The sequence below is a fragment of the Janthinobacterium sp. NFX145 genome, assembly GCF_049810325.1.
In the GTDB taxonomy this organism is placed as follows: domain Bacteria; phylum Pseudomonadota; class Gammaproteobacteria; order Burkholderiales; family Burkholderiaceae_D; genus Janthinobacterium; species Janthinobacterium rivuli.
On sequence record NZ_CP187360.1, the window covers coordinates 1,618,952 to 1,638,863 of the forward strand.

Consider the following 19,912-nt stretch of genomic DNA (forward strand, 5'->3'; position numbering starts at 1 on the left):
GTCCATGTGGTCATGGCAAGTAGGTCGGATTAGTGCGGCAAGGCCGCACGTAATCCGACAACATTGTTGGCATGGCCGATGGTGCTGTCGGATTACGGCCCTTCGGACCTAATCCGACCTACGCCTACACCGCTCAAGGTGCGGCGACGGGGCCCACGTCCATGCCGTCATAGCTGGCCAGCTGGTTTTCCTGCGCAAACACCATCAGTTCGCCATTGCGCGCGTGCAGGCTGTCGACGCCATGCACTTCGGCCTTTTCCACGTGCAGTACCCACACTGGCGGTGCCGCCGGATCGTCGAGTTCCGGCTGATACAGCTCCACCGGGCGGTAGCCCTGCAGCGCCAGCAGGGTAGCGGCCTGCTCCAGCGGTTCGGAGGTCGGGTTGGTGAAGTAATAGCCCCACAGCAGCGGCTGGGACAGGTCCCACGGCGCGTTCTCGGCGATATTGGCAAACAGTTCGGTTACATCTTCTTTGGTCATCATGGCGCTGCCTTCCTTAAAATCTCAGGACGCGATCTTAGCATCGACTGGCGCCGGGGCGAAATACACGCCGACTTTCAGTCCATGTCCATTCGCCGCCGTCGCCAGTTCCAGGCGCGCGCCGTGCAGGGCCGCGATGTCGCGCACGATGGCCAGGCCCAGGCCGGCGCCGCCCGGATTGCTCTCCAGCGCCGAGCCGACCCGGTAGAACGGCGTGAACACGCGTTCGCGTTCCGCGGGCGGGATGCCGGCGCCGCTGTCTTCCACTTCCAGCAGCGTTTCGTCTCCACGGCCGCCCGCGCGCACGCGCAGGATCACGCTGCCGCCCTGCGGCGTGTAGCGCAGGGCGTTGTCGACCAGGTTGGCCACCAGTTCATGCAGCAGCAGGGCCTGGCCATGCACGGGCGCTTCGTCGGGCGCTTCCAGCGACAGGTCGATATTTTTGCCGACGGCGGCCATGGCCATCTCCAGCCCAACCTGCTGCGCCACATCGCGCAAGGACACCGTGTCCATCGCCAGGTTCTCGCCGCCATGCTCGATGCGCGCCAGGGTCAGCAGGCGGTTGGCCAGCAGCACGGTCGAATCGGTGGTGACGGCGATCGAGCGCACGATGTCGCGTAGGGCTGCGATGTCCGGCGGCGCGCCCGCCTGGCGGTCGCATTCGCGCATGGCCAGTTCGGCCTGGGTTTTCAGCACAGTCAACGGCGTGCGCAGCTGGTGCGAGGCATCGGCGATGAAGCGGCGCTGGCTGGCGATCAGCTGCTGCAGGCGCGACATGGAGCCGTTCATGGCGCTTACCAGCGGACGCATTTCCTTGTGCACCAGCGTGGGATCGACGTCGGACAGGTCGGACAGGGTGCGCGTCTCGACTTCCGTTTTCAATCGCATCAGCGGGCGCAGCACCAGGCGCACGGCAAACCACACGAGGGCGCCCATCACCAGTATCATTGCGGCCTGCCAGATCAGGGTATCGAACAGGATCTGGTTCGACAGGCCGCGCCGCGCGTCCAGGGTCTCGGCCACCTGGATCAGAGCGATGCCGCGCATCGAGTCGTCATACACGGGCTGCAGCAGGGCGGCGATGCGGATCGGCTTGCCGTGGTAGTCGGCGTGGTAGAAGCGCACCAGGGCCGGATAATTCTGCGAGCGGGGCACGTTTTTCGGCACGGGCGGCAAGTCGCCATAGCCCGACACCAGCTCGCCATTGATGCCCGTCACCTTGTAGTAGATGCGGCCCAGGGTGTCGGTCTCGAAGCTGTCGAGCGCCACGTAGGGTACTTCGGCCACCACTTTGCCGTTGACGATGGAGACTCTTTCGGCCAGCGCCCGCGTCGACGCCAGCAGGGAGCGGTCGTAGGCCATGTCGGCCGCGTCGAGCGCATTGCGGTAGACAAAAACGGCATCGAGCAGCACCAGCATCACCAGCGGGATGAGCAGCCAGCGCAGCAGCTGGCTGCGCAGACTGCCCAGCGGCCGGCCCTGCGCCCGGCGCCGGCGCAGGCGTTCCAGCAGGGGCGGGCGTGGGGCGCGCTCGGTCATTTTGGCGCGGCCGGCGCCATCGCGCTGCGCGGCTGCAGCAGGTAGCCGATGCCGCGCAGGGTGGTGATGACGGCGCCGTCGGGCGATCCGCTTTCCACGCCGTTCTCGAGTTTCTTGCGCACGCGGTGGATGTACAGTTCGATGGCGTCGAGGTTGGCGTCGTCGGCCAGCGCGAAGACTTCGTCGAACAGCTTTTCCTTCGACACGGCGCGCCCCGAGCGCGTGATCAGCGCTTCGAGCACCGCGTGTTCGCGCGGCGTCAGCGCCAGCGCCGCGCCGCCATAGCTGAACATGCGCGTGACGGTGTCGAAACTGAGGGCGCCGCAGGTGTGCACAAGGGCTTCGTTGCCCTGGCTGCGTCGCAGCAGGGCTTTTACGCGCGCTTCCAGTTCGGCCAGTTCGAACGGTTTGGCCATGTAGTCGTCCGCGCCCAGGTTCAGGCCCTGTACTTTTTCATCGAGGCCGCCGCGCGCCGTGAGTATCATGACGGGAGTCTTGCCGCGCGTGCCGCCGCGCGCGCGCAGGCGGCGCAGCACGTCCAGGCCATCCATCTTCGGCAGGGTCAGGTCGAGCAGCACCAAAGAATATTCCTGCGTATGCAGCAGGGCGTCGGCATCGGCGCCGTTGTGGGCGGTCTCCACCGTCAGGTGCGCGTCGCGCAGGGCCTTTGCCAGCCAGTGCGACAGCTCCAGATGGTCTTCCACTAGTAATATGCGCATGGTCTCCGCCATTCGTTTGAAACGATACAGTGTAAGCCTGCTGGCGCCGCGCCGACAGGGGCGGCGATGAATAAGTTTGTCCTCCTTGTGGCTGGCGGACGACACCTGTCAGTCTGAAAGCGAATTGAAAGGATCACGATCATATAGTGTGATCCTGATTCATGAAATTGATCAGGCATATCACCAATAACTATATCTAAGGGAGACACTTTACATGAAGAAAACCGCATTCTCGCTGGCCGCCATGGCGGTACTCGCCGCAGCCGGCAGCGCCCACGCCCAGTCGAACGTCACCCTGTACGGCCGCCTGGATGCCGGCATCAGCAACACCAGCAACGCCGGTCCGAACAAAAGCTCGATGACGCAAGTGAGCTCCGGCGGCATGAACACCTCGCGCTGGGGCATCCTGGGCAGCGAAGACCTGGGTGGCGGCCTGAAAGCCGTCTTCAATCTGGAAGGCGGCATCCTGGTCGACACGGGCGCGGCCGACGGCGCGCTGTTCAAGCGCCAGGCCAACGTGGGCCTGGAAGGCGCGTTTGGCCGCGTCGTGCTGGGCCGCTCGTTCACCACCGTGTACGATTTCGTGCTGCCGTTCGATCCGATGGCGTATGCGCCGTTCTACTCGTGGGCCACCTCGGCCAACGCGACGGGGCCGAGCAAATACGGCATGACGACGGCCTTCGACAACATGGTCAAGTACTCGGGCAAGACGGGCGGCTTCAGCTACGGCGCATCGTACGGTTTCGGTGAACAGTCGACGGGCAATTCGGACAGCGCCAAACTGTCCACGGCCGTCACCTACAAGACCGGTCCGGTCAGCCTGCTGGCCACGTATGAACAGGTCAACGGCAACACCATCGCCGGCGGCGCGCGCGACAAGACCACCGTCTACCACCTGGGCGCCATGTATGACGACGGCCCGTGGAAAGTGCAGGCGGCGGCGCGCGACTACAAGCTCGATCCTGCGGCAGCCGGCAAGGCCGACGTGCGCGGCACCCTGTACTGGGGCGGCGTCAGCTACAAGACCACGCCGGTCGTCACCCTGACGGGCGTGATCTACTACCAGGACGTGAAAAACGTGGCCGCCAACCTCAATGCCGATCCGATCATGTACGTGGCGCGCGTGCGCTATGCCCTGTCCAAGCGCACCGACCTGTACGTGGCCGGCGCCTATGCCAAGGCCAAGCACAACCAGCTGGTCAGCCTGTCGCGTGACGACGCCGGTTTCGGCGACACGCAGCGCGGCCTGATCGCCGGCATCCAGCACCGCTTTTAAGGCATGAGCATGCTGCGCACCGTGTTCCTGTCGTTGCTGCTGTCGTCCGCGCCGCTGCCCGCGCTGGCGGCAACGGCCGCGCCTGAAGTCGACTGCGTGGTGCCGTCCAAGCCGGGCGGCGCCATGGACCTGACCTGCAAGCTGGCGCAGAAAGGGCTGCTGCAGCCCGATCCGGCGGCGGCAGCGCCGTTCGCGTCGTCGGTGCGCATCAGCTATCTGCCGGGCGGCATCGGCGCGGTGGCGTGGCGCTCGATGGGGTCGCAGCGCCGGCGTGCCGAAGCCAACACCCTGGTGGTGTTTTCGGGCGGCTCGCTGCTGAACCTGGCGCAAGGCAAGTTCGGCAACGCCAAGACGGGCGATGTGCGCTGGGTGGCGGCGCTGGGCGCCGACTACGGCATGATCGCCGTGCGCAGCGACTCGCCCTACAAGAGCCTGGCCGACCTGATCGCCGCGCTCAAGCGCCACCCCGAGAAGGTGCTGATCGGCGTGTCCGGCACCATCGGCAGCCAGGACTGGGTGAAGATGGCGCTGGTGGCGCGCCGGGCCGGCATCGACCCGAAAGTGCTGCGCTTCGTGGCGCTGGAAGGCGGCGGCGAGATCTTCACGGCGATGCAGGCCAACTACGTGCAGGTGATGTCGGGCGACACGTCGGAAGCGACCCTGAACGCGGGCGACAGCCATGCGCGCGTGCTGGCGGTGCTGTCGGAAAAGCGCTTGCCCGGCGTGCTGGCCAGCGTGCCGACGGCGCGTGAGCAGGGCGTCGACGTGGTCTGGCCCATCATCCGCGGCCTGTGGATGGGGCCGCAAGTGCCGGAGCAGGATTACCAGCGCTGGGTGGCCACGTTCGACCGTGCGATGGCCACGCCGCAGTTTGCCCAGTGGCGCACGCAATCGGGCATGTATCCGTTCGCGCTGACGGGCGACAAATTGACGCAGTACGTAAACCAGGCAGTCGAACGCTACTCCAGGCAGGCGGCCGAACTGGGCCTGATGCGCTGAGTCCCATAGCAAACCATACAACAATCACAGACGGAGACAAACCATGCAAACCAAAACCATTCTCGCCATCGCCCTGGCCGCCGCTTTCGCGGGTAGCACCGGCGCCGCTTTCGCGCAGGTGCCGGCAGGTTATCCGGCCGATTACCAGAAGATCATCGACGCGGCCAAGAAGGAAGGCAAGGTGGTGATCTACAGCGCCACCGACAGCAAGGCCGCCGCACCGCTGATCAAGGATTTCAGCGCCCTGTATCCCGGCATCTCGGTCGAATACAACGACATGAATTCGACGGAAGTGTACAACCGCTTCATTTCCGAAGTGGCCGCCGGCGGCAACACGGCCGACGTGATGTGGTCGTCGGCGATGGACTTGCAGATGCGCCTGGCCTCCGATGGCTACGCCCTGAAATACAAGTCGGTCGAAGCGGGCAAGATTCCCGGCTGGGCCATGTGGGACGACCAGGCTTACGGCACCACGTTCGAGCCTGCCGCCATCGTCTACAACAAGCGTTTGCTCGATCCGAAGGAAGTGCCGAAGAACCACGACGACTTCGTCAAGCTGATCGCCACGCCGAAATTCAAGGACAAGGTCACCACCTACGACATCGAAAAGTCGGGCGTGGGCTTCATGTTCATGTCGCAGGACGCGAAGGAATATCCGCAGTTCCTGGCGCTGCAAAACGCGTTTGGCACGGCCAAGGTGCGCGTGCAGTCGTCGACGGGCACCATGATGGAGCGCATTTCGTCGGGCGAAAACCTGATCGGCTACAACGTGCTGGGCTCCTACGCCCTGGTGCGCGCCAAGACCGATCCGTCGATTGGCGTGGTGCTGCCCAAGGATTACACCCTGATCCTGTCGCGCGTGCAGTTCATCAACAAGAACGCGAAGAACGTCAACGCCAGCAAGCTGTGGCTCGACTACATCCTGTCGCACCGCGGCCAGACCATCATCGCGAACGGCGCCAAGCTGTTCGCCATCCGCGCCGACGTCACGGGCGAGACCACCTCGGCGGACCTGATCAAGGAAATCGGCGCGGCCAATGTCAAGCCGGTGCCCGTGCATCCGATCATCCTGCAATTCCTGGGACCAGCCAAGCGCATGGCCTTCTTGAAGCAATGGAAAGAAACAGCCGGCAAAAAATAACGCCGTCCTGGCCGTCCGCAGGCGCGTGCCCGCGGACGGATGCCGTACCCTTCATTCATTGGATTCATCATGCAAACTGCTATCTTGCCGCTGCCTGCACGGTCGCGCTCTCCCTTGTCGCGCCTGAACTGGCCGCGCGGCGTGGTCGTGGCGATCACCATGGTCGCCATTTTCCTGCCGCTGTTCCTGATTTTTTACCAGAGCTTTTTGAACGCGCCGTTTTTCATGCCGGTGCGCGAATTCGGCTTTGATTCCTATCGTTTCATCTTCGATGATCCCGATTTCTCGATGGCCTTCAAGAATGGCCTGATGCTTGCCTGCGGCCTGACCGTGATCGCCGTGCCGCTGGGCGGCATGCTGGCCTTCCTGATGGTGCGCACGGATTTGCCTGGCCGCGGCTGGGTGGCGCCGATGCTGCTGGTGCCGATCTTTGTCTCGCCGATGGTGATGGGCTTTGGCTACGTCGTGTCGATGGGACCCGTGGGCTTTTACTCGGTCTGGGCCAAGGAGCTGTTCGGCTTCGTGCCCTGGAATATTTATTCCTTCACCAGCATCGTCATCATCGCCGGCCTGACGCACGTGCCGCACGTCTACCTGTATGCCTCGTCAGCCCTGAAAAGCCTGGGTTCGGACGTGGAAGAGGCGGCCCGCGTGGCCGGCGCTTCGCCGGTGCAGGTCATGCTCAACGTGTCGCTGCCGATGATCATGCCGGCGCTGGCGTATGCGGGCGTGCTGGTGTTCTTCCTCGGCTTCGAAGTATTCGGCCTGGTGCTGGTGCTCGGCGATCCGGAAGGCCATCTGGTGCTGCCGACCTATCTGTACAAGCTGACGAATAAACTCGGCACGCCGTCGTACCACCTGATGGCCGCCGTCGCCGTCTGCCTGGTGATGGTGACCATGCCGCTGGTGATGATACAGCGCTGGCTGCTCAAGTCCGCCAACAAATATGTGTCGATCAAGGGCAAGGGCGCGCGCAGCAAGGCCATGCCGCTGGGCCGCTGGAAGTGGCTGGCGTTTGCCTTGCTGGCCGGCTGGCTGATCTTCACCATCATCCTGCCTTTGAGCGGCATCGTGCTGCGCTCCTTCGTGCAGTACTGGGGCGAAGGCGTGCACCTGGCCGACGTATTGACCCTGCAGCACTTCCGCGACATTTTCGACCAGCCATCGCTGGTGCGCGGCATCGTCAACACCATCCTGATCGGCGTCGTCGGCGGCGCGCTGGCCGTGGGCTGCTACAGCTTCATCGCGCTGGCCATGCACCGCAAACAGGACGGCATCACGCGCCTGCTCGATTACAGCGTGCTGGTGCCGCGCGCCGTGCCGGGTTTGCTGGCCGGCTTGTCGTTCCTGTGGGTGTTCCTGTTCGTGCCGGCCTGGCTCGACGGCATATTGAAAGGCATGGACAACGGCGTGGCCCTGTGGCTGAGCGGTCATGTGATCCCCGTGCTGCGCGAAGTGCGCTCGACGATCTTCGCCCTATGGCTCGCGTATTCGGTGGTGTGGATGGCCTACGGCATGCGTTTGATTTCCACGGCGCTGCTGCAAGTGGGACCGGAGCTGGAAGAGGCGGCGCGCGCCGTCGGCGCCAACCGTGGCCAGGTGACACGCGACGTGACCCTGCCGCTGATCAAATACGGCTTGCTGGGCGCCTGGCTGATGGTGTTCCTGATCTTCGAACGCGAATATTCGACGGGCGTGTACCTGCTCTCGCCGGGCACGGAAGTGATCGGCGCCATGCTGGTGTCGCTGTGGGCGGGAGGCTCGACCGACCTGGTGGCGGCGCTGTCCTTCATCAATATCACCCTGGTGGCCATCGGCCTGGGCATCGCGCTGCGCTTCGGCGTCAAGTTACACAACTGAGTTGCATAACTAAGAATAGACTGAGACCACATCATGAATGAATTGACCGTCAATGAGCTGTACCTGGACTACGGCACCGGCGCTTCCGCCAACCAGATACTGAAGGGTGTCTCGATGCACCTGAAAAAAGGCGAAGTGGTCGCCCTGCTGGGGCCTTCGGGCAGCGGCAAGACCACCTTGCTGCGCGCCGTCGCCGGCCTGGAAAGCCCGAAGGCGGGCACCATCCAGATCGGCGAGCGCAATGTTTTCGATGGCGCGAAGCATTTCGAGATGGCGGCCGAGCACCGCAACCTGGGACTGGTGTTCCAGTCGTACGCGCTGTGGCCGCACAAGACCGTCTTCGACAACGTCGCCTACGGCCTCAAATTGCGCAAGATGGGCAGCACGGAAATCGCCGCGCGCATCAAGGAAGTGCTGACGCAACTGGGCCTGGGTCACCTGGGCGAACGCTATCCGCACCAGCTGTCCGGCGGCCAGCAGCAGCGCGTGGCGATCGCCCGCGCGCTGGTGTACAACCCGCCCGTGATCCTGCTCGACGAACCGCTGTCGAACCTGGATGCCAAGCTGCGCGAGGAAGCACGCGCCTTCCTGCGCGAACTGATCGTGCGCCTGGGCCTGTCCGCGCTGATGGTGACGCATGACCAGGGCGAGGCGATGGCGATCTCGGACCGCATCCTGCTGCTGAATAACGGCAAGATCGAGCAGCAGGGCACGCCGCAAAGCATGTATGAAACGCCGGACACCCTGTTCACGGCCGAATTCATGGGCAGTAACAACCGCCTGCCCGGCAAGGTGGTGCAGCGCGAAGGCAATCAGGTGCGCCTGCTGGTCGATGGCGCCTCCATGCAGGGCGTGGCGCGCGGCGCCAACGTGGGCACGGAGGTGACCACCATGATCCGCGTCGAGGAAGTCAAGATCAGTGCCACGCAGGTCGACAACGCCATCGAGTTGCCGCTGCTGACGTGCATGTACCTGGGCGACCGCTGGGAATGCCTGTTCGAGCGCGGCGGCGCCGAAAACATCAGCCTGCGCGCCTATTCGCGCCACAAGCTCGAAGCGGGCAAGTACTGGCTGCACATGCCGGCCGATAAGCTCTGGGTGTTTTAACGTTGGCGAGGTGGCCATGCTGGCGCACAGTATATTGCCCTTCCTGTGCGGCACTGGTCACCGGATTGGCGGGCGCCACCATCTGTTGCGCCTGCCCGGATTGATGATCGCACGGACTCCCTGTTCATCGTCATCGCCCTGGCCCTGGATACATGCTTTGGCCTCGCCTTCCTGCATACTGCTCCCCGCTACATGGCCGGCGCGGCTCGGTGCAGCTTCTTGATGCTGCTGGTCGCTGCCCTTCGGGTTGGCCTTGTCGCACTGGCAGGGCATCCATCCCTGCAAGGCCATCCTGGCCACCTCGTCCGATGGCGTCGCCAATATGTCGCTGACAGCCAAGACCCTGCATATGGGCGCGCCCATCGTCACGGCGTTTCATGTTTTTTCATGCTGATATGCAAAGCCGCCAGAGTTGAATCGGCCGGCTGGAACTGGCATAAAGCAAACGCTCTGTATCGTCCTTGCCGCGTACCCGCTTTAAGCCATGCGTGGGTAATATGTGGCTGCCCGTTTTTCCAGGGCATTTCATCCTGGCGGCGCACTGGCCAGTCATGCCCGGCGACCGTATTTTCCGCGCCATTGCGCCATGTTGAGTGTGTTATCTAAAAACAACGCTCCACTTTGTGGTATGCGCACCTTGTTTTGATCATGGATAAAAAAACACCCGTTCCGAGAATGCCGGCGGTTTGCCGGAGAATGCTTATTCTCCCATTGAAAATAATCGATGTGAGTGTTGCAAATAGTAACTAAAGTGAGGTCAAACTTTAAAAGATGGATTTTGTATTTGCATTTAAAAAGTTGCTCCACGGCCATTTATTTTAGTTATTTTTACTTCCTTCGTTTATAATTTGAAAAGAACGCCGGCGAGGCTTTTTGCGCAGTTTTGACGTGAGTTCGCCTTTTTTGAGCTCAGGGATATGCATATGCGCACCGACGGTGTCCGTTTTTCAATTGTCAGACATGCCGCATGGGCGCCAGGCCTGGAAACGCCGCAGCAATGGCGCGCGTGGGCGCAAAGCATCTTGCCCGTCGCACCGATTGCTGCTGCTGGCGAGCCGGGCGTGCGTGCGATGACGCCGATGCTGCGCCGCCGCGCCGGTCAGCTGGGCAAGATGGCGCTCGAAGTGGCGTACGCCTGCCTCGGCGAACAGCGTGATATTCCGCTTGTCTTTTGTTCCCGCCATGGCGAGGTGGCGCGCGCCGTCGAACTGTTGTCGGCGCTGGCCCAGGGCGAACCCCTGTCGCCGACGGCATTTGGCATGGCCGTGCACAATGCCAGCGCAGGCCTGTTTTCCATCGCCCGCGCCGATACGGCGAATCAGCTGGCCATCGCTGCCGGTGCGGCCAGCCTCGAAGCCGCGGTGATCGAGGCGTGCGGCTTGCTGGCCGATGGCGCGGCACAGGTATTGCTGGTGCTGGCGGAGTGTCCCTTGCCGGTGCCATTCGAAGCTTTTGAAGACTGCCATGAGCAGTCGCATGCGTTTGCCTGGCTGCTGCAGGCCGAGGCTACCCCTGGCACCGCTTTCAGCCTGATGTGGCGCGTCCGCGGCAGTGATGACGCGTTGGCGGTGGCCGACGGCGCCATGCCGGGCAGCCTGGCCGTATTGCGATTCATGCTCGGCGAGGCTCGCACGTTCGAGCATGCGGCCAACCGCCAGGCATGGTGCTGGAGCCGTCATGCATAGGCTGAAGGCTGTCCGTACCGGCCTATCGATAGGCTGGCGTACCATCGCGACCGCGCTCAGTTTTGCCGCCTTCGGCCTCGGTGGCTTGCTGCTGCGCGTGCTGGTGTTTCCCGTGCTGCAGATGCTGGTGTGGCGGCGCGAGACGCGCATTGCCTGCGCGCGCACCATCATCCGCTGGAGTTTTCGCTTGTACATCGGACTGATGCGTTTTCTCGGTGTACTGCGCTACGACTTGCACGGTCTCGACAAGCTGGAACGCGGCGGCTTGCTGATCCTGGCCAATCATCCGACCCTGATCGACACGATTTTCCTGATGGCGTATGTCAAGCAGGCCGATTGCATCGTCAAGTCCGATTTGTGGAATAACCCGTTTACGGGCGGTCCCGTGCGCGCGGCAGGCTATATCAATAACACGGGCGGCGCCGAACTGGTGGACGCCTGCCTGGCATCGCTGGAGCGCGGCAATAACCTGATCATTTTCCCGGAAGGCACGCGCACGCCATGCAGTGGCGAGGTCGTGCTGAAGCGGGGCGCGGCGAATATCGCCGTGCGCGGCCGCCGCGACGTGACGCCCGTGCTGATCCGTTGCCTGCCCAGGACTCTGGGCAAGGGCGAAGCATGGTGGCGCGTGCCGGCCCGCCGTGCGCATTTCGAGATCGCCGTGCAGGACGATCTGGCGATCGGCGAGTTTACCGGCGGTGGGGCCAGCGACGTGATGGCGGCGCGTACCTTGACCACTCATTTGCAACATTACTTTAGCGGGAAACAGGAACAACATGCTTGAACAAGAAGTGAAGGAACTGATCATCGAGGCGCTGCAACTGGAAGACGTGAGCGCTGCCGATATCGATACGGATGCGCCCCTGTTTGTCGAGGGCCTGGGACTCGATTCGATCGATGCGCTGGAACTGGGCGTCGCCCTGCAAAAAAAATACGGCATTTCCCTGTCGGCCGATTCGGCCGATACGCGCCGCCACTTTGCCTCGGTACGGGCGCTGGCGGCCATGGTTGACACTCACAGAAAGAAGTAAGGAGCAGCAAAATGGTAGATATGAGCGCAATGAGCCGCGATGAATTGTACGCATGGGTGGTGCAGCTGCTGGCCGAAATGTTTGAGCTCGACCCGGCGGCGCTGACGCCGCAGTCGAATCTGTATGCCGAACTCGATATCGACAGCATCGACGCGGTCGACCTGGCGGTCAAGCTGAAGCAGCTGACGGGCAAGCGCCTGCAGCCGGAAGTGTTCAAGACCATCCGCACGATCGACGATGTGGTCGAGGCGCTGCGCGCGATGTCGGTGTCGGAACAGGCGGCATAACGCGTGCTGCTCAATGCCGTCGCGTTGCTGCTGACCGTACTGTATCCGTTGGCGATCTGGTTCGGTCACGGCCAGGTCGAGCCGCGCTGGCTGGCGCTGTTGCTGTTGCTGGCCGCCGCCTGCCGCCTGCCCGCGCTGAAGCTGCAGCGCGCCGCGCGCTGGTCGGTGGCCGCCGCGCTGCTGCTGGCCGCCATCTCCCTGTGGAGCAACCTGCTGCTGCCGCTGAAACTGTATCCGGTACTGGTCAACGTCGTCTTGCTGGCCACCTTCGGCTACAGCTTGTGGGCGCCACCGTCGGTGGTGGAACGCCTGGCGCGCTTGCGCGAGAAGGATTTTCCGCCCGCCGCCGTGCGCTATACGCGCCGCGTGACGCAAGTCTGGTGCGTTTTTTTTATCGTCAATGGCACTATCGCGCTGGGTACGGCACTGTGGGCCAGCGAAGCCGTCTGGTCACTGTACACGGGCGTCATCGCCTATGTCCTGATGGCCCTGTTATTTGGCGGCGAGTATCTCGTCCGTCTGCGTTTTAAGCGTTTGCACCATGCCTGAATCTTCCCTGCCACAAGCTACTCTGCCTGACGCACATCCGCCGATTTCCCCGCTGGCGCGCCTTGCGCTGTTCATGCATGGCCGCCCGCCGGCCATGCCCGTGGGCTGGCGCGATGGCGCGGTGCTCGATTACGCGCACTTTGCGGCGCGCATGTCCGCCTGGGCCGGCTTGCTGGAAGGCCAGGCAGGCCGCCATTTCGCCCTGTACCTGGACGACAGCATCGAGTTTGGCGCCGCCTTGCTGGGCGCCTGGCAAGCGGGCAAGACCGTCTGGCTGCCGGCCGATACGCTGCCGGCCAGCTGCGCTTCGCTGGCTACGTCCGTCGATGGTTTCCTGGGGCAGTTCCCGGCAGCGCATGCGCCGCTGCCGCCGCCATCAGACAGCCTGGCCGAGCGTGCGTGGACGCAACTCGCCGACGATTTCCCGGCGCTGGTGGTGTACACCTCGGGCAGTACGGGCGCGGCGCAAGCTATCCCGAAAAAGCTCTCGCAGCTGGCCAGCGAGGTGGCCACGCTGGAGCAGCTGTTTGGTGTACACGCCGATGGTGCGGCCGTCGTCGCCACCGTCTCGCACCAGCATATCTACGGCTTGCTGTTCAAGGTCCTGTGGCCGCTGGCGGCCGGGCGTGCCGTGCATGCGCACAGCTTGGACTACCCGGAACAGCTGGCTGCCTTGCTGGCGCGCGGTCCGTGCGTGCTGGCCGCCAGCCCCGCGCACCTGAAACGCCTGCCGGAACACATCGACTGGTCCGGCGCCCGCGCGCAGTTGCGGGCCGTGTTTTCTTCGGGCGGGCCGCTGGCCCTGGACAGCGCGCTGGCTGCGGGACATTTGCTGGGCCGCGTGCCGCGCGAAATCTTTGGCAGCTCGGAGACCGGCGGCGTAGCCTGGCGCCAGCGCATGCCGGAGCGCCCTGACGACGAGAGCTGGCAGGGTTTTCCCGGCGTCGACTGGCGCCTGATGGCTGACGGCGCGCTGGAAGTGCGTTCGGCGCACCTGGCCGACGATGGCTGGCTATGTTTGGCCGACCGCGCGCGCGAAACGGCGCCAGGACGCTTCCAGCTGCTGGGACGCAGCGACCGCATCGTGAAGATCGAAGAAAAACGCATTTCCCTCAATGCCATCGAAGCGGCATTGCTGGCCACGCCGCTGGTGCTGGACGCGCGCGTGCTGCTGTGCGATGCGCCGGCCGGCGAGCGTCAGAAGGTGGCCGCCTTTGTCGTCTGCAGCGCCGCTGGCCGGGCGCTGCTCGATGCCGAAGGCAAGCTGGCCCTGAACCGCCGGCTACAAACGGCGCTGGGCGGGCAGGTCGACGCCATTGCCATGCCGCGCCGCTGGCGCTACCTGGAACAATTGCCCATCAATGCGCAGGGCAAGACGACGCAGGCGCTGTTGCTGGCATTGCTCGAGAAACCCCGCTTGCCGCATGCGCGGCTGATCGAGCGCTCGGCCGACGGCGAAACGCCACGGTTGCTGTTCCAGCTGCGCGTGCCGGCGAATCTGTTCTATTTTGACGGCCATTTCACGGGCGCGCCCTTGCTGCCCGGCGTGGTGCAAGTGGAGTGGGCGCTGCACTTCGCGCGCCAGCACCTGGACCTGCCCGCGCGGTTCCGCGCCATGCATGCGCTGAAATTCCAGCAGCCGGTGCTGCCGGACCGGCCGGTGCGGCTGGCGCTGGAATACGACGCGCTCAAGGCCAGCCTGCAATTTCGTTATCTGTCGGACGCCGGCCAGCATGCCAGCGGCCGCATCCTGTTTCACCCGAATGCCGCTGCCGTTCCCGATGGCGGCACCGATACACCCACTCCAGCAGCGAGCGCATGTTAGATAAAAAATTCTCACCCGAACGCCAGACCGCCTTTGCCGCCCGTTTCGAGGCGCAAAAAATCGCTTTCGGTCCCGTCGTCTTTCAATGCGTGCGCTATGCCTGGAAGCGCGGCATGCTGCAGGCATTGGCCGACACAGGCCACAGCGGCTTGAGCGTGGCCGAGATGGCCGCCAGCGGCCGCTGGACGGAATATGCGCTGAAGGTGGCGCTCGAATCGTGCCTGTCGGCCGGCGTCGTCTCGCTGCGTGACGGCGCGTATGTGCTCGATAAAGTCGGTTTTTGCATGCTGACCGACAGCATCACCCAGGTCAACCTCGACTTCATGCATGACGTTTGCTACCAGGGCTTGTTCGACCTGGACCGTTCGCTCGACGCCGAGCAGCCGCTGGGACTGGCCGCGCTGGGCGAATGGCCTACCCTGTACCAGGGCCTGTCTGCCCTGTCGGAGCCGGCCAAGGGCAGCTGGTTCGCCTTTGACCACCATTATTCGGATACCTCGTTCCCCGAGATATTCCCGGACGTCTTTGCCACGGCGCCGCGCCGCATCATGGACATCGGCGCCAATACGGGCAAGTTCGCCAGTGCGGCGCTGGCCTACCATGCGGGCGTGGAACTGCACCTGGTCGACCTGGAGCGCCAGTTGGCGGTGGCCGACCAGACTCTCACCGATGCCGGCGTGCGCGAGCGGGCGCATTTGCACGCCTGCGACCTGCTCGACGACGCGGCGCCCCTCCCGGCCGGCATGGACCTGATATGGATGAGCCAATTTCTCAGCTGTTTCAGCGAGCCTGCCATCGCCAGCATCCTGCGCCGCGTGGCGCTGGCGCTGGGGCCGAACGGGCAGGTGCTGATCATGGATACCTTCTGGGATCGCCAGCAGTACGATATCGCCGCCTACTGCCTGATTAACACTTCGCCATACTTCACGGCCATGGCCAGCGGTAACAGCAAGATTTACCAGAGCACCGATTACATCCGCCTGGCGCAAGCTGCCGGCCTGGAGTTGTTGACCACGCGCGACGGTATTGGCTATTGCCATTCGCTGCTGCGCTTTGGCCGCGCCGGAGCGCACAGTGACTGAAGTGCGTTTTCAACCGTGCATCGTGATTCCCGTGTTCAATCATGAACACGCGATCGGCGCTGTGGTGCAGCGCCTGCTGCCGCATGGCGTGCCGCTGATCCTTGTCGACGACGGCAGCTTTGACGCCGGCGCGCGCACCCTGGATGCGCTGGCCGCCGCGCATCCTTCGCGCGTGACCCTGCTGCGCCATGCGCACAACCAGGGCAAGGGTGGGGCGGTGCTGACGGGCTGCCGCCACGCGCATGCGCACGGCTACAGCCATGCGCTGCAGATCGATGCCGACGGCCAGCATGAAACGGACGATGTGCCGCGCTTCCTGGCGCAGGCGCAAGCCACGCCGGCGGCCGTGGTGGTTGGCTACCCCGTGTACGACGCTTCGGTACCCAGGGCGCGCTACTACGGCCGCTATGCGACGCACGTCTGGGTATGGATCAATACCCTGTCGCTGCAGATTCGCGACTCCATGTGCGGCTTTCGCGTCTATCCGCTGGCGTCTTTCATGGCGTTGGCAGAGAAGTGCCAGCTGGGACAGCGCATGAATTTCGACACCGATGTGCTGGTGCGCCTGTACTGGGATGGTTTGTCGATGGCGAATCTGCCCACGCGCGTCGGTTACCCCAGCGACGGCGTCTCGCATTTTGAGCTGTGGCGCGACAACGTGCTCATTTCGCGCATGCACGCGCGTCTGTTTTTCGGCATGCTGTGGCGCGCACCGCGCCTGCTGGCCCGCCACTGGCGCGCGCGATGACGGCGGCACCGCAGCCGTCGCGCGGACACTGGTCCGGCTTCAATGAAGTCAGCTTCGTGGCCGGCATGCGCCTGCTGTTCTGGATCTGCCGCGTCTTCGGCCGCTGGCCTTTTCGCATCGTGCTGTACCCGGTGCTGGCGTGGTACGTGCTGACCAAACCGCGTGCGCGCCGCGTGTCGCGCAGCTACTTGCGCCGCGTCGCGGCCTGCGGCGGCCCGGCAAACCTGAGCGTGCTGCGGCACTTCGCCACGTTTGCCGAAACCATCCTCGACAAGATGCTGCTATGGGGCGGCTTGTACGACACGCGCAGCGTGAGCCTGCACGGCGTCGATGGCGACGATGGCGTCAACCGCTGCCTGGACGAGGGGCGCGGCGCCTTGCTGATCTGCGCCCACCTGGGCAACCTGGATTTGTGCCGCGTGCTCTCGCAGCGCAATGCGCGCCTGAAACTGACGGTGCTCGTGCACACGCGCCATGCGCAGGCGTTCAACCGCATGCTCGAGCGCCTCAATCCGGACAGCCAGCTCAATCTGATGCAGGTGACGGAAATCACGCCTGCCACGGCCATGCTGCTGGCGGAAAAGGTGGCGCAAGGCGAGTTCGTGGTGATCGCCGGCGACCGCGTTCCCGTCTCGCCGCAGCCGCGCGTGGCGGTGGCGCCGTTCCTGGGCCAGCCGGCCGCCTTTCCGATCGGCCCGTATGTGCTGGCCAGCGTGCTGCAATGCCCGGTGTATCTGCTGTTTTCCATGCGCATCGGCCAACGCTCGGAAGTGCATTTCGAACTGTTCCGCGAGTCGCTGCACCTGCCGCGCAAGGCACGCGAGGCGATGCTGGCCGAACTGGCGGCCGCCTATGCGGTGCGCCTGCAATACCACTGCCTGCGCGCGCCGCTCGAATGGTTCAATTTCTACGATTTTTGGCAACTCCCCGATACTTCAAGACTGGATACTCCCGATGCAACTCGCTGACCTGAAAAACACCCGGCGCGCCGTCCGCTTCGACCGCGAGCGGTTGCGCATCGAAGACATTACCGATATCGCGCATGGCCGGGCCAGCGCCGAACTGTCCAGCGACCCCGTCTTTCTGGCGGCGATCGCGCGCGGCGCCGACTTTCTCGACCGCCTGCTGCGCGAGGATGGCACGATCTATGGCGTGACCACTGGTTACGGCGATTCGTGCACGGTGACCGTGCCGCCGGAACTGGTGGCCGAACTGCCGCACCACCTGTACACCTATCACGGCTGCGGCCTGGGCGAATTCTTCACGCCGGCGCAGACGCGCGCCATCATGGCCACGCGCCTGGCGTCGCTCTCCAAGGGGTACTCCGGCGTCAGCGTGGAACTGCTGGCGCAGATCGCGCGCCTGCTCGATGCGGGCCTGCTGCCGCTGATCCCGTCCGAAGGCTCGGTCGGCGCCAGCGGCGACCTGACGCCGCTGTCGTATCTGGCGGCCGTATTGTGCGGCGAACGCGAAGTGTGGCGCGACGGGGTACAGGTGGCGGCCGAACAGGCGCTGCGCGAAGCGGGCATCACGCCGCTGCGCCTGCGTCCTAAGGAAGGCCTGGCGATCATGAACGGTACGGCCGTCATGACGGCGCTGGCCTGTCTCGCGTATGAGCGCGCCGAATACCTGACGCGCCTGACGACACGCATCACGGCCATGGCCTCGTTTGCGCTCGACGGCAACGCGCACCATTTCGATGAAACCCTGTTCTCCGTCAAGCCGCATCCCGGCATGCAGCAGGTGGCGGCCTGGCTGCGCGCCGATTTGCCCACCGATTCCTGGGAGCGTAATGGCAAACGGCTGCAGGACCGCTACTCGATCCGCTGTGCGCCGCACGTGATCGGCGTGCTGGCCGACGCCTTGCCGTGGCTGCGTTCGTCGATCGAGAATGAACTCAATAGCGCCAACGACAACCCGATCATCGACGCCGAAGGCGAGCGCGTGCTGCATGGCGGCCATTTCTACGGCGGCCATATCGCCTTCGCCATGGACAGCATGAAAAATACGGTGGCCAACCTGGCCGACTTGCTGGACCGCCAGATGGCTTTGCTGGTCGACAGCCGCTACAACCAGGGCTTGCCGGCCAACCTGTCTGGCGCCACAGGGCCGCGCGCGGCCATCAACCACGGCCTGAAGGCGCTGCAGATCAGCGCCTCCGCCTGGACGGCCGAAGCACTGAAGCTGACCATGCCGGCGTCCGTGTTTTCACGCTCGACGGAATGCCACAACCAGGACAAGGTCAGCATGGGCACCATCGCCGCGCGCGACTGCCTGCGCGTGCTGGAACTGTGCGAGCAGGTGGCCGCGGCCTTGCTGATTACCGTGCGCCAGGGCGTCTGGCTGCGCTGCAAGGTCAATCCCGACGTGCCGCCGCAAGCGGCGCTGGCGGCGATGCTGGAGGCGCTGGCCGCCGATATCGCGCCCGTCGAGGAAGACCGCCGCCTCGATCCGGAACTGCGCGTGCTGCTCGAACGTATGCGCGCCCAGGCGTGGCCGTTGTACGGAGCCGGGCATGACTGAGACGCATAAAGTGCGCGGCAAGAAGGCCACGCCCAGCCGCTGGCACGCCGAGGTGGAGATGCAGGTGCAGTTCTTCGACCTGGACCCGATGGAGATCGTCTGGCATGGCCGCTACGTGAAATACCTGGAAGTGGTGCGCTGCGCGCTGCTCGACAGCATCGGCTACAACTACGTCGACATGAAAGCCTCCGGCTATGCCTGGCCCGTGATCGACATGCACTTGCGCTATGTGGCGCCAGCCACCTTCGGCCAGCGCCTGACCTTGCGCGCCGACCTGGTGGAGTGGGAAGACCGCTTGAAGATCGAGTACCTGGTCAGCGACAGCGTGACGGGCAAGCGCCTGAACCGCGCCAGCACGACGCAGGTGGCCGTCGATATCGCCAGCGGCGAGATGTGCTTTGCCTCGCCGCCGATACTGTTTGAAAAATTGGGATTGAAGGCCGTATGAAAAGACAATTCAAAGTTCTGCTGGCAGGCCTGTGCCTGATGGCGATGGTGCCGCTGCACGCGGCCGCGCCCGTGGCAAAGATCGAGGCCATGCTGGCCAAGCCGCAGCAGCTATGCGGCCGCTTCGACCAGAGCAAGCAGCTGGCCGGCATGAAGAAGGCACTGGCGTCGAATGGCCGCTTTTGCGTGGTGGCCGGTAAAGGCGTCTTGTGGCGCACCTTGCAGCCGTTTCCGAATACCCTGCGCCTGACGCGTGACGAGATCGTGCATTTCCAGGGCGAGCGCGTGGCCATGCGCCTGGATGCGAAGACGGAGCCCGTGGTCAAGATGATCAACAGCGTGCTGTTTTCGCTGCTGGCCGGCGACCTGGCGCAACTCGATACGCTGTTTGAAGTGGACGGCAGCATCGATGGCGGCTCCTGGCAGGTGGCACTGAAGGCGCGCCAGCCGGCGCTGGCCAAGGCCATCGGCAGCATCCGCCTCGATGGCGGCGCCTTCGTGAAAAACATCAGCATCAGCGAAGCGAGCGGCGACCGCACGAGCATCGTGTTTTCAGCGATAGAAACGGGACCGTCCGCCATCACGGCGCAAGAGGCGGCCCTGTTTTGAACGC

At 64.2% G+C, this 19,912-nt stretch carries 21 protein-coding genes; 18 read left to right on the forward strand and 3 right to left on the reverse strand.

From position 1 onward, the window contains the following. Positions 1 to 133 precede the first annotated feature (133 nt). The 3 genes from ACPJXG_RS07220 to ACPJXG_RS07230 are packed head-to-tail and all read right to left on the reverse strand — an operon-like array spanning position 134 to position 2,739. Positions 134 to 484 (reverse strand): ribonuclease E inhibitor RraB, encoded by a 351-nt coding sequence (locus ACPJXG_RS07220; RefSeq protein ID WP_051958944.1) that lies wholly within the window; start codon positions 482 to 484, stop codon positions 134 to 136. A gap of 21 nt (positions 485 to 505) precedes the next feature. Beyond that, entirely contained in the window at positions 506 to 2,020 is a 1,515-nt protein-coding gene (locus ACPJXG_RS07225) for a sensor histidine kinase N-terminal domain-containing protein (RefSeq protein ID WP_425253807.1), read from the reverse strand. After that, complete coding sequence (locus tag ACPJXG_RS07230; protein WP_035827948.1) at positions 2,017 to 2,739, reverse strand: response regulator; 723 nt, start codon at positions 2,737 to 2,739, stop codon at positions 2,017 to 2,019. The genes ACPJXG_RS07225 and ACPJXG_RS07230 overlap by 4 nt, the downstream gene beginning before the upstream one ends. Before the next feature lie 214 nt (positions 2,740 to 2,953). Between ACPJXG_RS07230 and ACPJXG_RS07235 the strand changes: the two genes are divergently transcribed. The 18 genes from ACPJXG_RS07235 (at position 2,954) to ACPJXG_RS07320 (ending at position 19,908) form a co-directional block, all read left to right on the forward strand. Further along, on the forward strand, positions 2,954 to 4,015 hold the full coding sequence (locus tag ACPJXG_RS07235; RefSeq protein ID WP_035820978.1) for a porin: 1,062 nt from the start codon (positions 2,954 to 2,956) through the stop codon (positions 4,013 to 4,015). Between the two features lie 3 nt (positions 4,016 to 4,018). Further along, entirely contained in the window at positions 4,019 to 5,014 is a 996-nt protein-coding gene (locus ACPJXG_RS07240; protein ID WP_425253808.1) for a tripartite tricarboxylate transporter substrate binding protein, read from the forward strand. Between the two features lie 43 nt (positions 5,015 to 5,057). Continuing rightward, entirely contained in the window at positions 5,058 to 6,155 is a 1,098-nt protein-coding gene (locus ACPJXG_RS07245; RefSeq protein ID WP_176389579.1) for an ABC transporter substrate-binding protein, read from the forward strand. 69 nt (positions 6,156 to 6,224) lie between these two features. Continuing rightward, entirely contained in the window at positions 6,225 to 8,015 is a 1,791-nt protein-coding gene (locus ACPJXG_RS07250) for an ABC transporter permease (protein ID WP_035820976.1), read from the forward strand. A 33-nt stretch (positions 8,016 to 8,048) separates the two neighbouring features. Beyond that, positions 8,049 to 9,122, forward strand: coding sequence for an ABC transporter ATP-binding protein (locus ACPJXG_RS07255; RefSeq protein WP_425253809.1), 1,074 nt, complete (start codon positions 8,049 to 8,051; stop codon positions 9,120 to 9,122). 235 nt (positions 9,123 to 9,357) lie between these two features. Continuing rightward, positions 9,358 to 9,516, forward strand: a complete 159-nt coding sequence (locus tag ACPJXG_RS07260; RefSeq protein ID WP_081922538.1) for an AbrB family transcriptional regulator — start codon at positions 9,358 to 9,360, stop codon at positions 9,514 to 9,516. A gap of 529 nt (positions 9,517 to 10,045) precedes the next feature. Beyond that, on the forward strand, positions 10,046 to 10,807 hold the full coding sequence (locus tag ACPJXG_RS07265; protein WP_425253810.1) for a beta-ketoacyl synthase chain length factor: 762 nt from the start codon (positions 10,046 to 10,048) through the stop codon (positions 10,805 to 10,807). Further along, positions 10,800 to 11,591 carry a lysophospholipid acyltransferase family protein gene (locus ACPJXG_RS07270; RefSeq protein WP_425253811.1) on the forward strand — a complete coding sequence of 264 codons (792 nt, stop codon included), beginning with the start codon at positions 10,800 to 10,802 and terminating at the stop codon, positions 11,589 to 11,591. Before ACPJXG_RS07265 ends, ACPJXG_RS07270 begins: the two co-directional genes overlap by 8 nt. Then, positions 11,584 to 11,838: a phosphopantetheine-binding protein gene (locus tag ACPJXG_RS07275; RefSeq protein WP_034750401.1), complete on the forward strand. Its 255-nt coding sequence runs from the start codon at positions 11,584 to 11,586 to the stop codon at positions 11,836 to 11,838. Before ACPJXG_RS07270 ends, ACPJXG_RS07275 begins: the two co-directional genes overlap by 8 nt. A 20-nt stretch (positions 11,839 to 11,858) precedes the next feature. After that, positions 11,859 to 12,125, forward strand: a complete 267-nt coding sequence (locus ACPJXG_RS07280) for an acyl carrier protein (RefSeq protein ID WP_374106831.1) — start codon at positions 11,859 to 11,861, stop codon at positions 12,123 to 12,125. Between the two features lie 3 nt (positions 12,126 to 12,128). Further along, positions 12,129 to 12,674, forward strand: a complete 546-nt coding sequence (locus ACPJXG_RS07285) for a hypothetical protein (RefSeq protein ID WP_425253812.1) — start codon at positions 12,129 to 12,131, stop codon at positions 12,672 to 12,674. After that, positions 12,667 to 14,499 (forward strand): AMP-binding protein, encoded by a 1,833-nt coding sequence (locus tag ACPJXG_RS07290; RefSeq protein WP_425253813.1) that lies wholly within the window; start codon positions 12,667 to 12,669, stop codon positions 14,497 to 14,499. The genes ACPJXG_RS07285 and ACPJXG_RS07290 overlap by 8 nt, the downstream gene beginning before the upstream one ends. After that, positions 14,493 to 15,581 carry a class I SAM-dependent methyltransferase gene (locus ACPJXG_RS07295; RefSeq protein ID WP_035820965.1) on the forward strand — a complete coding sequence of 363 codons (1,089 nt, stop codon included), beginning with the start codon at positions 14,493 to 14,495 and terminating at the stop codon, positions 15,579 to 15,581. The genes ACPJXG_RS07290 and ACPJXG_RS07295 overlap by 7 nt, the downstream gene beginning before the upstream one ends. After that, on the forward strand, positions 15,574 to 16,329 hold the full coding sequence (locus tag ACPJXG_RS07300) for a glycosyltransferase family 2 protein (RefSeq protein WP_278316648.1): 756 nt from the start codon (positions 15,574 to 15,576) through the stop codon (positions 16,327 to 16,329). The genes ACPJXG_RS07295 and ACPJXG_RS07300 overlap by 8 nt, the downstream gene beginning before the upstream one ends. After that, the gene (locus ACPJXG_RS07305; protein ID WP_425253814.1) at positions 16,326 to 17,297 is read left to right on the forward strand and encodes an acyltransferase; all 972 of its coding nucleotides are present in this window, start codon (positions 16,326 to 16,328) and stop codon (positions 17,295 to 17,297) included. Before ACPJXG_RS07300 ends, ACPJXG_RS07305 begins: the two co-directional genes overlap by 4 nt. Next, a complete protein-coding gene (locus ACPJXG_RS07310) occupies positions 17,284 to 18,852 on the forward strand; it encodes an HAL/PAL/TAL family ammonia-lyase (RefSeq protein WP_425253815.1) in 1,569 nt (522 codons plus the stop codon). Before ACPJXG_RS07305 ends, ACPJXG_RS07310 begins: the two co-directional genes overlap by 14 nt. Continuing rightward, on the forward strand, positions 18,845 to 19,300 hold the full coding sequence (locus tag ACPJXG_RS07315) for an acyl-CoA thioesterase (RefSeq protein WP_035820961.1): 456 nt from the start codon (positions 18,845 to 18,847) through the stop codon (positions 19,298 to 19,300). The genes ACPJXG_RS07310 and ACPJXG_RS07315 overlap by 8 nt, the downstream gene beginning before the upstream one ends. Next, the gene (locus ACPJXG_RS07320; protein ID WP_425253816.1) at positions 19,297 to 19,908 is read left to right on the forward strand and encodes a LolA family protein; all 612 of its coding nucleotides are present in this window, start codon (positions 19,297 to 19,299) and stop codon (positions 19,906 to 19,908) included. Before ACPJXG_RS07315 ends, ACPJXG_RS07320 begins: the two co-directional genes overlap by 4 nt. The last annotated feature ends 4 nt before the right edge of the window (positions 19,909 to 19,912 follow it).

Coding starts and splice junctions, on each gene's coding strand:
- ACPJXG_RS07240 (WP_425253808.1), top strand. CDS start 4,019: ATGAGCATGCTGCGCACCGTGTTCCTGTCGTTGCTGCTGTCGTCCGCG.
- ACPJXG_RS07320 (WP_425253816.1), top strand. CDS start 19,297: ATGAAAAGACAATTCAAAGTTCTGCTGGCAGGCCTGTGCCTGATGGCG.
- ACPJXG_RS07290 (WP_425253813.1), top strand. CDS start 12,667: ATGCCTGAATCTTCCCTGCCACAAGCTACTCTGCCTGACGCACATCCG.
- ACPJXG_RS07270 (WP_425253811.1), top strand. CDS start 10,800: ATGCATAGGCTGAAGGCTGTCCGTACCGGCCTATCGATAGGCTGGCGT.
- ACPJXG_RS07220 (WP_051958944.1), bottom strand. CDS start 484: ATGATGACCAAAGAAGATGTAACCGAACTGTTTGCCAATATCGCCGAG.
- ACPJXG_RS07235 (WP_035820978.1), top strand. CDS start 2,954: ATGAAGAAAACCGCATTCTCGCTGGCCGCCATGGCGGTACTCGCCGCA.
- ACPJXG_RS07275 (WP_034750401.1), top strand. CDS start 11,584: ATGCTTGAACAAGAAGTGAAGGAACTGATCATCGAGGCGCTGCAACTG.
- ACPJXG_RS07245 (WP_176389579.1), top strand. CDS start 5,058: ATGCAAACCAAAACCATTCTCGCCATCGCCCTGGCCGCCGCTTTCGCG.
- ACPJXG_RS07225 (WP_425253807.1), bottom strand. CDS start 2,020: ATGACCGAGCGCGCCCCACGCCCGCCCCTGCTGGAACGCCTGCGCCGG.
- ACPJXG_RS07250 (WP_035820976.1), top strand. CDS start 6,225: ATGCAAACTGCTATCTTGCCGCTGCCTGCACGGTCGCGCTCTCCCTTG.
- ACPJXG_RS07295 (WP_035820965.1), top strand. CDS start 14,493: ATGTTAGATAAAAAATTCTCACCCGAACGCCAGACCGCCTTTGCCGCC.
- ACPJXG_RS07280 (WP_374106831.1), top strand. CDS start 11,859: ATGAGCGCAATGAGCCGCGATGAATTGTACGCATGGGTGGTGCAGCTG.
- ACPJXG_RS07230 (WP_035827948.1), bottom strand. CDS start 2,739: ATGCGCATATTACTAGTGGAAGACCATCTGGAGCTGTCGCACTGGCTG.
- ACPJXG_RS07315 (WP_035820961.1), top strand. CDS start 18,845: ATGACTGAGACGCATAAAGTGCGCGGCAAGAAGGCCACGCCCAGCCGC.
- ACPJXG_RS07265 (WP_425253810.1), top strand. CDS start 10,046: ATGCGCACCGACGGTGTCCGTTTTTCAATTGTCAGACATGCCGCATGG.
- ACPJXG_RS07310 (WP_425253815.1), top strand. CDS start 17,284: ATGCAACTCGCTGACCTGAAAAACACCCGGCGCGCCGTCCGCTTCGAC.
- ACPJXG_RS07305 (WP_425253814.1), top strand. CDS start 16,326: ATGACGGCGGCACCGCAGCCGTCGCGCGGACACTGGTCCGGCTTCAAT.
- ACPJXG_RS07255 (WP_425253809.1), top strand. CDS start 8,049: ATGAATGAATTGACCGTCAATGAGCTGTACCTGGACTACGGCACCGGC.